The 13,668-nt window shown below is 60.9% G+C and carries 17 protein-coding genes; 5 read left to right on the forward strand and 12 right to left on the reverse strand.

Annotated features, from left to right (window positions below; translation table 11 throughout):
* Positions 1-14 precede the first annotated feature (14 nt).
* Positions 15-857, forward strand: coding sequence for a 16S rRNA (adenine(1518)-N(6)/adenine(1519)-N(6))-dimethyltransferase RsmA (gene rsmA / locus ACRZ94_RS07000; RefSeq protein WP_480796986.1), 843 nt, complete (start codon positions 15-17; stop codon positions 855-857).
* Positions 858-913: 56 nt separating this feature from the next.
* On the opposite strand, the gene ACRZ94_RS07005 is transcribed toward rsmA, so the two are convergent.
* From ACRZ94_RS07005 to prfA, 3 genes are all read right to left on the reverse strand, one after another.
* Positions 914-1,498, reverse strand: coding sequence for a DUF4167 domain-containing protein (locus ACRZ94_RS07005; RefSeq protein ID WP_480796987.1), 585 nt, complete (start codon positions 1,496-1,498; stop codon positions 914-916).
* 243 nt (positions 1,499-1,741) lie between these two features.
* The gene (prmC, locus tag ACRZ94_RS07010) at positions 1,742-2,584 is read right to left on the reverse strand and encodes a peptide chain release factor N(5)-glutamine methyltransferase (protein ID WP_480651722.1); all 843 of its coding nucleotides are present in this window, start codon (positions 2,582-2,584) and stop codon (positions 1,742-1,744) included.
* Positions 2,581-3,636, reverse strand: coding sequence for a peptide chain release factor 1 (gene prfA / locus ACRZ94_RS07015; RefSeq protein WP_480652872.1), 1,056 nt, complete (start codon positions 3,634-3,636; stop codon positions 2,581-2,583). Before prfA ends, prmC begins: the two co-directional genes overlap by 4 nt.
* 63 nt (positions 3,637-3,699) lie before the next feature.
* Between prfA and ACRZ94_RS07020 the strand changes: the two genes are divergently transcribed.
* Entirely contained in the window at positions 3,700-3,987 is a 288-nt protein-coding gene (locus ACRZ94_RS07020) for a hypothetical protein (protein ID WP_480651724.1), read from the forward strand.
* Here the strand turns inward: ACRZ94_RS07020 and ACRZ94_RS07025 are convergent.
* From ACRZ94_RS07025 to ACRZ94_RS07040, 4 genes are all read right to left on the reverse strand, one after another.
* Positions 3,934-4,332, reverse strand: coding sequence for a DUF1499 domain-containing protein (locus tag ACRZ94_RS07025; protein ID WP_480651725.1), 399 nt, complete (start codon positions 4,330-4,332; stop codon positions 3,934-3,936). The genes ACRZ94_RS07020 and ACRZ94_RS07025 overlap by 54 nt on opposite strands.
* A 72-nt stretch (positions 4,333-4,404) precedes the next feature.
* Positions 4,405-5,346, reverse strand: coding sequence for an agmatinase (gene speB, locus ACRZ94_RS07030; RefSeq protein WP_480796988.1), 942 nt, complete (start codon positions 5,344-5,346; stop codon positions 4,405-4,407).
* Positions 5,347-5,409: 63 nt separating this feature from the next.
* Positions 5,410-6,375: an agmatinase gene (speB, locus tag ACRZ94_RS07035; protein ID WP_480796989.1), complete on the reverse strand. Its 966-nt coding sequence runs from the start codon at positions 6,373-6,375 to the stop codon at positions 5,410-5,412.
* A gap of 12 nt (positions 6,376-6,387) precedes the next feature.
* Positions 6,388-7,551 carry a M20 aminoacylase family protein gene (locus ACRZ94_RS07040; protein ID WP_480796990.1) on the reverse strand — a complete coding sequence of 388 codons (1,164 nt, stop codon included), beginning with the start codon at positions 7,549-7,551 and terminating at the stop codon, positions 6,388-6,390.
* Between the two features lie 66 nt (positions 7,552-7,617).
* On the opposite strand from ACRZ94_RS07040, the gene mazG reads away from it, so the two are divergent.
* The 3 genes from mazG (at position 7,618) to ACRZ94_RS07055 (ending at position 9,922) form a co-directional block, all read left to right on the forward strand.
* On the forward strand, positions 7,618-8,475 hold the full coding sequence (gene mazG, locus ACRZ94_RS07045; RefSeq protein WP_480652874.1) for a nucleoside triphosphate pyrophosphohydrolase: 858 nt from the start codon (positions 7,618-7,620) through the stop codon (positions 8,473-8,475).
* A gap of 62 nt (positions 8,476-8,537) precedes the next feature.
* Complete coding sequence (locus tag ACRZ94_RS07050) at positions 8,538-9,476, forward strand: nucleoside hydrolase (RefSeq protein ID WP_480651733.1); 939 nt, start codon at positions 8,538-8,540, stop codon at positions 9,474-9,476.
* Positions 9,473-9,922 carry a GNAT family N-acetyltransferase gene (locus tag ACRZ94_RS07055; protein WP_480651735.1) on the forward strand — a complete coding sequence of 150 codons (450 nt, stop codon included), beginning with the start codon at positions 9,473-9,475 and terminating at the stop codon, positions 9,920-9,922. Before ACRZ94_RS07050 ends, ACRZ94_RS07055 begins: the two co-directional genes overlap by 4 nt.
* Here the strand turns inward: ACRZ94_RS07055 and ACRZ94_RS07060 are convergent.
* The 5 genes from ACRZ94_RS07060 to ACRZ94_RS07080 form a co-directional block, all read right to left on the reverse strand.
* On the reverse strand, positions 9,919-10,086 hold the full coding sequence (locus tag ACRZ94_RS07060) for a hypothetical protein (protein ID WP_480651737.1): 168 nt from the start codon (positions 10,084-10,086) through the stop codon (positions 9,919-9,921). The genes ACRZ94_RS07055 and ACRZ94_RS07060 overlap by 4 nt on opposite strands.
* Positions 10,087-10,243: 157 nt before the next feature.
* A complete protein-coding gene (locus ACRZ94_RS07065) occupies positions 10,244-10,669 on the reverse strand; it encodes a GNAT family N-acetyltransferase (RefSeq protein ID WP_480796991.1) in 426 nt (141 codons plus the stop codon).
* Positions 10,670-10,789: 120 nt separating this feature from the next.
* Positions 10,790-12,067 carry a phosphopyruvate hydratase gene (gene eno, locus ACRZ94_RS07070; protein ID WP_480796992.1) on the reverse strand — a complete coding sequence of 426 codons (1,278 nt, stop codon included), beginning with the start codon at positions 12,065-12,067 and terminating at the stop codon, positions 10,790-10,792.
* A 145-nt stretch (positions 12,068-12,212) separates the two neighbouring features.
* On the reverse strand, positions 12,213-13,094 hold the full coding sequence (locus ACRZ94_RS07075) for a DMT family transporter (RefSeq protein ID WP_480651743.1): 882 nt from the start codon (positions 13,092-13,094) through the stop codon (positions 12,213-12,215).
* Between the two features lie 136 nt (positions 13,095-13,230).
* Positions 13,231-13,644 (reverse strand): Fur family transcriptional regulator, encoded by a 414-nt coding sequence (locus ACRZ94_RS07080; RefSeq protein WP_480651745.1) that lies wholly within the window; start codon positions 13,642-13,644, stop codon positions 13,231-13,233.
* Positions 13,645-13,668: the final 24 nt, after the last annotated feature.

Consider the following 13,668-nt stretch of genomic DNA (forward strand, 5'->3'; position numbering starts at 1 on the left):
CACGGTAGACCATCATGAGCGCCATAGACACCCTCCCTCCTCTGCGCGAGGTCATCGCGACCCACCAGCTGTCGGCCCGCAAATCTCTGGGTCAGAACTTTCTGCTGGATCTGAACCTGACCGCCAAGATCGCACGTCAGGCCGGGGACCTGACCGAATGCGACGTGCTGGAAATCGGCCCCGGTCCGGGCGGTCTGACCCGCGGGCTGCTGTCTGAGGGCGCGCGCAGGGTTGTTGCCGTGGAAAAAGACACCCGCTGCATCGCTGCGTTGAACGACATCGCCGCCGCCTATCCCGGCCAGCTTGAGGTGATCAATGGCGACGCGCTGGAAATCAACCCGCTTGAGCATCTGACCCCACCGATCCGCGTCGCGGCCAACCTGCCCTATAACGTGGGCACCGAACTGTTGGTGCGCTGGCTGACCCCGCCGGAATGGCCACCGTTCTGGCAAAGCCTGACGCTTATGTTTCAGCGCGAAGTGGCCGAGCGGATCGTCGCCCAGCCGGGCGGCAAAGCCTATGGTCGTCTGGCGATTTTGGCCCAATGGCGGGCCGAGGCCCGGATCGCCATGTCCCTGCCGCCCGGTGCGTTTACGCCGCCCCCCAAAGTCTCAAGCGCCGTGGTCCATCTGACCGCCCTGCCCGAACCGCGCTATCCTGCGGATGCCGCGACCCTGTCGCGCGTTGTGGCCGCCGCGTTCAACCAACGCCGCAAGATGCTGCGCGCCTCGTTAAAGGGCACGGCCCCGGATATCGAAGACCGCCTTTTGGCCGCCGGCATCCAGCCGACGGAACGTGCAGAACAGGTCCCGCTTGAGGCGTTCTGCGCGCTGGCCCGCGAAGTAAAGAAAACCTGAGCCAAAGAAAAAGCCCCGGAAAAACTCCGGGGCTTTGGCATTTCTTACCGCAGCGTTCACTCAGCCGCTTCGGGCGCGTCCCCATCGGTTTTGGGGGCCTCTTCCGCCGGTGCCGCTTTGGGCTTGCGGGCACGCGGGCGGCGGGCGGGCTTTTCTTTCTTCTCAGGCGCAGCATCCGCTTCGGGCGCGTTGCCTTTGCTTTCCGGTGTCTCAACCAAACCCGATTCAGGCGCAGCAGCCCCGGCTCCGAAATCCATCACGTCGGGCTGCGGTGCCTCGGCAGGATCAGCCTGACGGGCCGCTTCGCGTTCCTGACGTTCGGCGCGTTCGCGGTCACGCTCGGCCTGGCGTTCGCGGTTTTGGCGTTCCTGCTCTTCGCGGCGCGCTTCGATCTCGCGCTGCGCTTCGCTCAGCATGCGCAGGTAGTGTTCAGCATGTTGCTGAAAGTTTTCAGCCGCCACGCGGTCATTCGACAGTTGGGCATCGCGCGCCAACTGGTTGTACTTGTCAATGATCTGCTGGGGCGTGCCACGCACCTTGCCTTCGGGACCCGAGCTGTCAAAAACCCGGTTAACAACATTGCCGCCAGAAGGACGATTGCGGTTATTCTTGGCCCGTGAGCGGGATTTGGAAGATCTCATCTTACTTTACGTCAGCCTTGTCATACGGTGTCGATCACGTCGCGTCCTGCACTGCTCAAGGGCACTAGCCGTCACGCGATGTCGACTTTTTTGGGCTTGGCGTCAGGGGCCCGCTGAACCAGCGTCAACCTCTCCGACTAACTCTGAGTAAACATGTCCTGCGTGTCCAGACAAGAGGTTTGTCCAAAATTTCGCAGCTTTTTTACATCAATCGGCGCTTTTCGGCCTCACCTGCCCCGGGAATCACGGCATTCTGGCCAAAACAACACGGTCGCGGCCGTCCAGATCGGGAATGATGCGCGCACCCACCAGCCCAGCCGCGCTGAACAGACCTGCTACGCTTGGCCCCTGGGTCGGACCGATCTCAACCAGTATGCGCCCTCCGGGGATCAGGAAATCCGGGGCCGATGCCGCGATATGACGATAGGCCCCTAACCCGTCGCCTTCATCGGTCAACGCCATGCGAGGTTCATGTTCGCGCACTTCGGGCGACAGATCGTCCATTTCCGCAAGTGAAATATAAGGCGGATTGGAAACAATCAGATCAAACTGCCCTTCAATGTTTTCAAACCAGTCGGAGCGCAAAATCTCGGCCCGTCCCTGAACGCGATGCTGCACCGCGTTGGCGCTGGCCTGCAGACAAGCGGCCTCGCTCAGATCCGCCCCTACGCCCGAGGCGCTGCCACGCTCGGTCAACAGAGTGATCAGGATACAGCCGGACCCGGTGCCCAGATCCAGCACATGGTCGAACGGTTCGCTGAGCGCAGCTTCGATCAGGGTTTCGGTCTCGGGGCGCGGGTCCAGCACATCGCGGCTGACGCGAAAGCGGCGGCCATAGAATTCACGTTCCCCTAACAGATGCGACACCGGCACGCGAATGGCGCGCAGCGAGACCAACTGGTCATAGCGTTCGGCAATCTCTGGCGAAAGCTCCTCGGGCGCGATCAGGGTGACTCGGCTGGCCTCGATCCGAGCCGCGTGGGCCAGCAGAACACGCGCATCCCGCGCCGGGTCATCAACACCAGCCGCGCGAAGGCGCGCGGTGGCCGCGACCATAGCCTGCGCCGCTGTCAGGGCGGCAATCACTGCGCCATCTCCGCCAGCAAACGCGCCTGATCATCAGCGGTCAGGGCATCGATGACCTCTTCCAGATCGCCCTGCATCACCTGATCCAGCTTGTACAGCGTCAGGTTAATGCGGTGATCCGTCATCCGCCCTTGGGGGAAGTTATAGGTCCTGATCCGCTCGGACCGGTCCCCCGACCCCACCTGACTGGCGCGATCAGCCGAGCGTTCACTGTCAATCCGCTGACGTTCCAGATCGTAAAGACGCGTTTTCAACACCTGCATCGCAATCTCGCGATTGCGGTGTTGGGATTTCTCGGAACTGGTCACAACCAGCCCGGTGGGCAGGTGCGTAATCCGCACCGCCGAGTCGGTGGTGTTCACGTGCTGCCCGCCCGCGCCGGAACTGCGCATCGTATCGATGCGGATGTCATTTGCATCGATCTGGATGTCCACATCCTCGGCCTCGGGTAGAACCGCAACCGTGGCGGCGGAGGTATGGATGCGCCCGCCGCTTTCGGTTTCGGGGACCCGCTGCACACGATGCACACCGGATTCGTACTTCATCCGGGCAAAGACATTGTCGCCCTTGATATGGGCCACAACCTCTTTGATGCCGCCCAGATCCGAGGCCTGTTCCTCGATGATCTCGAACTGCCAGCCGCGCGCTTCGGCATATCGCTGATACATGCGCAGCAAGTCACCGGCGAACAGAGCGGCCTCATCCCCGCCCGTACCGGGACGGATTTCCAGCATCGCGGGCCGCGCATCGGCTGCGTCCCGAGGCAACAGCGCCAGTTGCAACGCGTGCTCGGCATCGGGGATGCGGGCCTGAAGGTCGGGGATTTCCTCTTCGGCCAGCTCTTTCATATCTGGGTCGGACAGCATCGCCTCGGCCTCGGCCAGATCGGCCACCAGCTGACGCCAGGCCATGATCTGATCGACCACCGGCTTGAGGTCGGAATATTCTTTGGCAAGGGTCGCAATATCCCCTCCCGAGGCACCATCCGCCATGGCCGCTTCGAGGTACTGGAATCGCTGTGTGATCTGTTCAAGGCGTTCTTCGGGGATCATCCGCGCGGTGTCTATCATCCGAAGCCTTTGGTCAAGGCCCGTCCCTGTGCTAAGCTGCCGCGCATGAGATGTTTGGTACTTGTTTTCCTGCTCTGCGCAGGCCCTGCTATGGCCGATGTGACCGGCCCCAAAGGCAAGGTTCAGGACTGTTATTGCACCGATAAATCCGGCACGCGCATCGAATTGGGTCAGATGATCTGCCTGCAGGTCGACGGCCGCATGTTCACCGCCCAGTGCCAGATGTCGTTGAACGTGCCCATGTGGCGCGAAGTATCCCAGGGCTGCCTATCTTCACGACTACAGAGCAGCCAGCCACCCCTCAACACGGTCACGGTTTACCCCAAAATCTGACCGTCCGAACCGCAGGCGGGCATGGATGCGCAGGGTGTCGCCATCCTGCCAGACAGTGGTGTAATCCGGAAAACCGATCACCTTGGAGCGTGTGATATAGGTGATCATGCCCTCGTCCACCGACCCAGCCAGAACCGAGGTACGCGGGGTGACCCGTGCTAGGGCATCTATCCGCGCCAGACCGTCCGGCCCGGTTTCAACGATACGCACCACGCCGCCTTGCATGTCCACATCCGACGCGTTCGCAACCCCGATGTGCCATTGCGCGGGGTCAGAGGGCGCAAGCCGGATATAGGCACCTGCGGCCACAACCACCGCCACGATCAGCCACAGAAGCATTTTCATCATCCCAACCCCAATCTTTGACCTCACCCTAGCCGGAATGCGGCCCCCGGCAAGGCGCATCGGCCCCTGTCGTCACGTCACTCCGGGCAGGATGCACAGCAGTTCGAACAACAGGTTCGCGGCAGTCAAAGCCGTGTTGCCCGTGGGATCATAGGGCGGAGAGACCTCGACCAGATCGCAGCCCACCACGTTCAGACCTGCCATCGCATGGATCAGTTGCAGCACCTGCGGGGTGGTCAGGCCGCCGATCTCGGGCGTGCCGGTGCCGGGGGCAAATGACGGGTCCAGGCTGTCTATATCGAACGAGATATAGGTCGGGTGATCGCCCACAGTTTTGCGCACTTGTGAGCCGATCTCGGTCAGGTTCTGCTGCCACAGCTCCCACGCGGAGAATTGACGGAACCCCCATCCCTGCGCCTCGGAGAAATCCGAGGCCCCATAGCCTGATCCGCGCAACCCGATCTGAAAGGTCTTATCGGGAACGATCAGCCCCTCTTCATAAGCGCGGCGCAGGATGGTGCCGTGGGTCTCACGCTCACCAAACATCTCGTCATTGACGTCCGCATGGGCATCCACATGCACCAGCGCAACCGGCCCGCGCTTGGCCGCGATGGCCCGCAGGATCGGCAGCGTGATCGAGTGATCGCCCCCCATCGCCACAGGGATCACGCCCTGCGCCAGAACGGCATCATAGCTTTCCTTGATGATCTTCAGGCTGTCGGCCAGAGAGAAGGTATTGATCGCCAGATCGCCAATATCGGCCACCTGCAGGTGATCAAACGGTGCGGCCCCGTTGGCCATATTGTAGGGCCGGATCATCGCGCTTTCGCTGCGGATATGTTTCGGCCCCAACCGCGCACCGGACCGCCACGAGGTTCCTATGTCCAGCGGAATGCCCAGAACGGCCACATCCAGCCCCGCCAGCGTATCCGCCTGCGGCAGCCGCATGAACGTATTCGGCCCCGAAAACCGCGCCAAATCATTGCCGCTGATGGGTTGGTTAAACTCTGTCATGCCCGTATCTCTCCCGTCCGGTCTTTTGGGTTAACTGATACCGGAAAGATGACTAACCAAAGGTTAAGGCTGCAGCTTGTTCCACCCCAATAGGCAAATGATCTGGGTCGCCACGTGGGCCCCGGCAATCGCCGTCGCGCCGGATGTGTCATAGGGCGGAGAAACCTCGACCACGTCGCCGCCCTTGATGTTGATCCCGGCAATGTCCCGCAGGATGATCTGGGCCTGAATTGAACTCAGCCCGCCCCACACCGGCGTGCCGGTGCCGGGGGCAAAGGCCGGGTCCAGGCCGTCGATGTCAAAGCTCAGATAGACCGGGCTGTCGCCAAGGATACCTTTGATCTTTTGCGCCACAGCGGCGGGGCCGGATTCGTAGACCTCGCGCGCGTCGATGATGTTGACGCCCAAAGTGTCCTCATTGGTGGTGCGAATGCCGACCTGAACCGAGCGTTTCGGGTCCACGATCCCCGATTTCACCGCCTTGTAGAACATCGTCCCGTGATCCACCCGGGTCATGTCGTCATCGGCCCAGGTGTCAGTATGCGCATCAAATTGCAGCAGCGACATCGGCCCGTATTTCTCAGCATACGCCTTGAGGATCGGAAAGCTGATATAGTGATCCCCGCCCAACGCAACCGAGGCCACATCGGCTGCCAGAATGGTGCGGATATGGTCGGTCAGCGTATCGGGAAAGGCCGGGATATTGGCATAATCGTAGGCCACATCGCCATAGTCCACGATCGCCAGCTCGCTGAGCGCATCAAACGGCCAGCCATAGGGGGCATCCGGCGATTGCAGTGCGCTGGCCTCGCGGATCGCGCGGGGGCCCAGCCGGGTGCCGGGGCGGTTGGTCACCGCCTGATCGAACGGCACACCGGTCACGGCAATATCCACGCCCTTGAGGTCCTTGGTATACAGCCTCCGCAGGAACGAGGTCGCCCCGCCAAACGTGTTTTCAAACGACAACCCTTTGAGGTCGGGGTTGGTAAAGGCCTCATCGACCTGATTTTTTGCGTCTTCCAGTCCCATATCTGTCCCTTATCAGCCCAGCGGCTGCGCTTTTTCCACGATGCGCGCAAAGAAGGACGCGCCAACCGGTGCTATCTCATCATTGAAATTGTATTTCGGGTGATGCAGCCCGGCGCTGTCCCCCTGCCCCAGGTTCAGATACGCCCCCGGTCGCGCGTTCAGCATGTACGAAAAATCCTCGGCCCCCATGTTGCGGGTCATGTTGTCGACCACGTTATCTGCGCCCGAGATTTCGCGGGCCACATCCGCTGCGAACCCGGCCTTGGCCGCATCATTGATCGTGGCAGGATAATTGACCTCATACTCCAGACACGCCTTAACCCCGTAGGATGCCGCCTGCCCCTTTACGATCTGTTCCATCCGCTCCATCACCATTTTCTGAACCGACGGGTCAAAGGTGCGCACGGTGCCGTTTATATAGGCGGTGTCGGGGATCACGTTGTTGACCGTGCCGGTGTGGATCTGCGTGACCGAGACCACCAGATCGTCCAGCGCATGGTGGTTGCGGCTGACGATGGTTTGCAGCGCCTGCGCGATGCCACAAGCGGCCATCACCGGATCGCGGGTCTCATGCGGCATGGCCCCGTGGCCGCCAACGCCCTGAATATAAACGTGAAACGTATCCACCGCCGCCATGATCGCGCCCGGCGTGGTATAGAACGCGCCCTCGGGCAACCCCGGCGCGTTGTGCAGGGCATAGACCTGCGCGATGTCGAACCGGTCCATGATGCCGTCTTCGACCATCACGCCCGCGCCGCCGCCCTCTTCCTCGGCCGGCTGAAAGATCAGCGCTACGCGGCCTGCAAAATTCCGCGTCTCAGCCAGATAGCGCGCCGCTCCCAGCAGCATCGTAGTATGCCCATCATGACCACAGGCGTGCATCTTGCCCGGATTGGTCGAGGCATAGTCCACACCCGTCTCCTCGGGGATCGGCAGCGCGTCCATATCGGCGCGCAGGCCAATCGTGGGCCCATCCGCCTGCCCGTTGATGATCGCAACGATGCCGGTTTTGGCGATCCCTTCGTGCAGTTCATCCACCCCGAACTCGCGCAGGCGATCGGCGACAAAGGCGGCGGTCTCAAAGCAGTCGAACTCCAATTCCGGGATCGAATGCAGGTGCTGGCGCCATGCGGCCATATCGGCGGCGAAATCGGCAATTCGGTTGACGACGGGCATCGGGGGTGGACTCCTGATCGGGACTGCGGAATGGATGCATCTGACACCGGAACGAAAGGGTTCGCAATGGCCGAAAATCCTCTGATCCACGACAGTGACGCCGGGATCGAGCGTCTGCTGGAAATCATGCGCCGCCTGCGTGACCCGCAAAGCGGCTGCCCGTGGGACATCGAACAGGATTTCTCGACCATTGCGCCCTATACGATTGAAGAAGCTTATGAGGTCGCCGATGCCATCGAGCGTGAGGCGTATGATGAGCTAAAGGGCGAACTGGGCGACCTGCTGTTCCAATCGGTCTTTCACGCGCAAATGGCCGAAGAAGCGGGGCATTTCACCTTTCAGGACGTGGTGCGCACCATGTCGGACAAGATGGTGGCCCGCCACCCGCATGTGTTCGGGGACGAATCCCGCGACAAGTCCGCAGAACAACAAACGCTGGACTGGGAAACCATCAAAGCGGCGGAACGCGCGGGCAAGGAGCAGAAAGGCGCGCTGGACGGTGTGGCCGCGAACCTGCCTGCTCTGCTGCGCGCGCACAAGTTGCAGAAACGCGCCGCCCGCGTGGGGTTCGACTGGCCCGATGCCAGCCATGTGCTTGCCAAGATCACCGAAGAGGCCGCCGAGTTGGAAGAGGCCCGCGACAACATGGATGCCGACGCGCTTGAGGATGAATTTGGCGACCTGCTGTTCGTCATCGTCAACCTGGGCCGACATCTGGGGATCGAACCCGAGGCCGCCCTGCGTCGCACCAACGCCAAGTTCACCCGCCGCTTTGAACAGGTCGAGGCGCGACTGGCCGCGCGTGGCAAAACACCGAGCCAAAGCGATCTGGCCGAGATGGATGCCCTGTGGGACGAGGTGAAGACCGAAGAGCATCGCGCCAATGGCAAACTCCCGCCTGTGGATGCGGCGACCGGGGGCTGAAACCGCTGGACAAGCGCGGTGACACTTGCGAGTGTCCGCGCTTCAAGACCCCGGAGACGACCATGCCCCGCAAGATCATCATCGACACCGACCCCGGTCAGGACGACGCCGTTGCCATTCTGTTGGCGCTGGCCAGCCCCGAAGAGATCGAGGTTCTGGGCCTCACCGCCGTCGCCGGAAACGTACCGCTGGAACTGACCGCCAAAAACGCCCGCATTGTCTGCGAGCTGGCCGGGCATACGCATATCCCCGTTTACGCAGGGTGTGACCGCCCCCTGAACCGCGATCTGGTCACGGCAGAACATGTACATGGGAAGACCGGTCTGGACGGCCCCGTGCTGCCTGACCCTGACATGGCTTTGGCCGACGGCCACGCGGTAGACTTTATCATCGACACGCTGCGCGCGCATGAGCCTGGCACGGTGACGCTGTGCCCGCTGGGGCCACTGACCAATATCGCCACCGCCTTTCAAAAAGCACCTGACATCATCGACCGAGTACAGGAAATCGTCCTGATGGGTGGCGCGTATTTCCAGGTCGGCAACATCACACCAGCGGCTGAGTTCAACATTTACGTCGACCCGGAAGCCGCTGAAATCGTGTTTAAATCTGGCGTACATATTGTCGTCATGCCACTTGACGTGACCCATGACGCGCTGGTCACGAAACACCGCAATGATGCCTTCCGCGCGCTGAATTCCCAAGTCGGCCACGCGGTCGCCGAGATGACAGATTTCTTCGAACGGTTCGATAAGGAAAAGTACGGCTCTGAGGGGGCGCCGCTGCATGATCCTTGCGTGACCGCCTATCTGATCCGCCCGGACTTGTTCAAAGGCCGTCACATCAACGTTCAGATCGAAACCCAATCTGAGCTGACCATGGGCATGACCGTTGCCGACTGGTGGCGGGTCACGCCGCATGAACCCAACGCCATGTTCATGGGCGAAATTGACGCCGATGGCTTTTTCGACCTGCTGACAGAAAGGCTGGCCCGCCTATGAGCGCCGCACTGAAACTTGCCCGTCCTGACGATCTGGACCGCCTGATGGCGCTGGTCACAGCTTTCCATGCCGAAACCGGCATCGAACAGGACGTGGATCGTACCCGCAACGCGCTGGCCCCCCTGCTTGAGGGGATACCACATGGTTGTGTCTACCTGATCGGGCCCGGACGGGCCCCGTTGGGCTATATCGTGCTGACCTTTGGCTGGTCGGTCGAGTTTGGCGGCATGGACGGCTTTGTGGACGAGATCTATATCCGACCTGCCGTCCGGGGCCGTGGTATCGCGACCGAAGTGCTGCTGGACCTGCCCAAGGCCCTTGCGGGCGCGGGGCTGACAGCGCTGCATCTTGAGGTCGACCGCAGCAACGCGGCCACGCAGAACCTCTACCTGCGCACAGGGTTCAAACCACGTGATCGCTATATGCTGATGAGTAAGGTGCTTTAACGCGCCTCGATCCCCATATCCATGCCGGGAACATCCATATCCATCACCGGATCACTGGACGACGCAGGCATTCCCGAAACTGGATAGTGACCGGGCCCGGAACAGGCCGCCAAAACAAAAACACTGATCACCGACGCTACGAGAAGGAATTTTGAACCACTCATGGTATGCTCCTTTTCTGTAATGTGGTGACCCTACGTCAATGCTATTCAGCCGAAGTATGAATAAGTTCACACATATTGGAACTTAACACGGCACACCCTGCCAGAATCTGTAATTTACGAGCATTTTCAATGTGGTGGCGCAAAGATTAAATTCCGGTCACAGCGCCAATTCAAAGAACAGCAGATGCCCCTCTGCAATCTTGGGGATATCTGAATAAGCGTCCCGCAACTGGAACCCCATAGACAGGTATAACCGAGTCGCCGCCTCAAGCGGTTTGCCGGTGTCCATGCGGATAAAGTCAAAGCCTTTGGCTCGGCAGGCTTCGATCAGCGACTGCATGATCGCATAGCCTGCCCCGGTCCCCCGTGCACTGTCAGAGACATAAACCCGTTTGATCTCGGCCACACCCGGCGCGATGGTATGGAACATGCCGCATCCGACGGGTTGATCATCTTTTAAGGCCAGGCGCACCCCGCCATGCGGGGCGCCGTGTTCAACCTCAATCACGTCCATGAGGCGCGCATATTTTTCACGAGGGTAATAGGTACGCACGACCTCTTGGGACACCGGATCCAGCGTCAACAGAAAATCGCGATAATCCCAACACAAACGCCGGACAGACTCGAAGTGGTCCGGCGTTGTGGCTTGTATAACTTTAAGCAAATCCTGATCCTCAAATCCAATTGCGGATCAGGGTAACACTTAACGCTTCAGGATCGAAGCCCCGGCATATTCGGCAACCTCACCCAGCGATTCCTCGATGCGGATCAGCTGGTTATACTTGGCCAACCGGTCCGACCGCGCGAGGCTGCCGGTCTTGATCTGACCGCAATTGGTTGCCACGGCCAGATCGGCAATGGTAGCATCCTCGGTCTCGCCCGAGCGGTGCGACATCACGTTGGTGTACCGCGCACGGTGGGCCATATCGACAGCGCGCAGCGTCTCGGTCAGCGAGCCGATCTGGTTCACCTTGACCAGCATCGAGTTTGCGCAACCACGCTCGATCCCTTCGGCCAGGCGCGCGGGGTTGGTCACGAACAGGTCGTCGCCGACCAGTTGCACCTTGTCGCCAATGGCGTTGGTCAGGGCTTTCCAGCCATCCCAGTCATCTTCGGACATGCCGTCTTCGATCGAGATGATCGGATAGTCGTTCACCAGCGCCGCCAGATAGGCCGCGTTTTCGTCCGAGGTGAGCGTCGTGCCCTCACCCGCCAGAACGTATTTGCCGTCCTTGTAGTATTCGGTCGCGGCGCAATCCAGCGCCAGGTGGATTTCATCACCCGGTTTGTAGCCGGCCTTTTCGATGGACTTGAGGATGAAATCCAGCGCCTCACGGGTGCTGGCGATGTTCGGGGCAAAGCCGCCCTCGTCACCCACACCGGTGGCCAGACCTGCGGCGGACAGTTCTTTCTTCAGGGTGTGGAACACCTCGGACCCCATGCGCACCGCCTCGCGGATATTCGCGGCCGAGGTCGGCATGATCATGAATTCCTGAATGTCGATGGGGTTGTCGGCATGTTCGCCGCCATTGATGATGTTCATCATCGGCACCGGCAGAACACGGGCCGAGGTGCCACCCACATAGCGGTACAGAGGCTGCGTTGTGAAATCCGCCGCCGCCTTGGCCGTGGCAAGCGAGACACCTAGAATGGCGTTTGCGCCCAGACGGCCTTTGTTTTCGGTCCCGTCCAGTTCGATCATGGCCTGGTCGATGGCCACCTGCTCGGTCGCGTCAAAGCCGACCAGTTCCTCGGCGATTTCACCGTTTACGGCAGCAACGGCCTCAAGCACACCTTTACCCATGTAGCGGGATTTGTCGCCGTCACGCTTTTCCACCGCCTCATACGCCCCGGTCGACGCGCCCGAGGGCACAGCGGCACGGCCCATGGTGCCGTCTTCCAGGATCACGTCCACCTCAACCGTCGGATTGCCCCGGCTGTCCAGAATTTCGCGTGCGTGGATGTCGATAATCGTGCTCATGAGGCCCGTCCCTGTGGCTGCAATAACTTGCCAGCCTCATAGCATCACCGGGTAAAAAGTAAACCATTCATGTTATCGCTAACACGACAATTGCCGATCCTTTGGCGCGAAAGGTACTCTGTTTGCGCAAAACTGCGACAATCCGTCAGGTCGCGGGCGCAAAGGCGCGGGACAGTTTGCGTTCGCGCAGGAAGGTATACATGCCGGACCCGATGATCAGCGAGGCCCCGGCCAGTGTCATCGCATCCGGGCGTTCGCCAAACATCAACATCCCGGCCATGATCGAGAAGATCAGGCGCGTGTACCGAAACGGGGTCAGCGCCGAGGCCTCACCGATCCGCATGGCGGTGATGATCCCGTAATAACCCAAAACACCAAATCCGATGGCCCCCAGGAACGGGCCCAGATGAGAGGCTTCAAGCACGATCACCGGCTGAGCCGAGAACACCATCAGCGCAACCCCCGACACAGCCACCGCAAGATAGGCCTGCAGTGCCACGACCGAGGACGCAATCCGGCTGTCCAGCTTGCGGGTCATCAGGTCGCGGGCCGCGATAGCGATCACCGAGGCGACCACGAACAGCGACACAGGCTGAAACCCTTCAAAGCCGGGCCGAATGATCATCAGCACCCCGACAAACCCGACGCCGATGGCGCTCCACCGTCGCCAGCCGACCTGTTCGCCCAAAAACAGCGCGGCCCCCATGGTGACGGCCAGTGGCATGGCTTGGAACACGGCGGCCACGGTGGACAGATCCACCAGCGACAGGGCGGTCACGAAAGTCAACGCGCCCACCGTCTCGGCCCCGGCGCGGGCCAACGGCAAAGGACGCCATGCCAGCGGATCAAAGATGCGCTTGCGCGTGACCAGCGCCATCAGCGCAAACAGCACACCGCAGGCCAGGCCCAGCAACAGCATGATCTGCCCTGTCGGCACAGACACTGACAGCAGCTTGATGAACATATCCTCAAGCGCAAAAGCCGCCATCGCAGCGACAACCAGCAAGATGCCGTGTACGTTATTCATGGTCATGTCCGTAAAGCCATGCGGCCCGCGCGCCGCGCCTTGTCCCACCCAACCCGAAGGAGCGGGTGTCAGGCAAGCCCTATCCGCGCGGGATTCATGAAATCCCGTGCGCCTGCCCTTCGCGATTTGTGATGGGTCAATCCTGATCCAGAGGAACGCCGTACAGCTCCAGCCGGTGGCCTTTCAGCTTATAGCCCAGCTTGGCCGCGATTTTTTCCTGCAGCGCCTCGATCTCGGGGTCAACGAATTCGATTACCTCGCCCGATTGCATGTCGATCAGGTGATCGTGGTGGTCCCGCTCGGCGTCTTCATAGCGTGCGCGTCCATCGCCGAATTCCAGCCGTTCCAGAATCCCGGCCTCTTCGAACAGTTTCACAGTGCGATAAACGGTGGCGATGGAAATCCCCGAATCCACCTTTGAGGCCCGGGCATAAAGCTCTTCAACATCCGGGTGGTCTTCGCTTTGTTGCAAAACCTGCGCAATTGTGCGGCGTTGGCCGGTCATACGCAGGCCTTTGGCTTCGCAGCGGGCGATGATCGTATCGGACATGAGTGACCCTTCGGAGTAGTTCGG

Source organism: Ruegeria sp. CH10 (assembly GCF_056537125.1).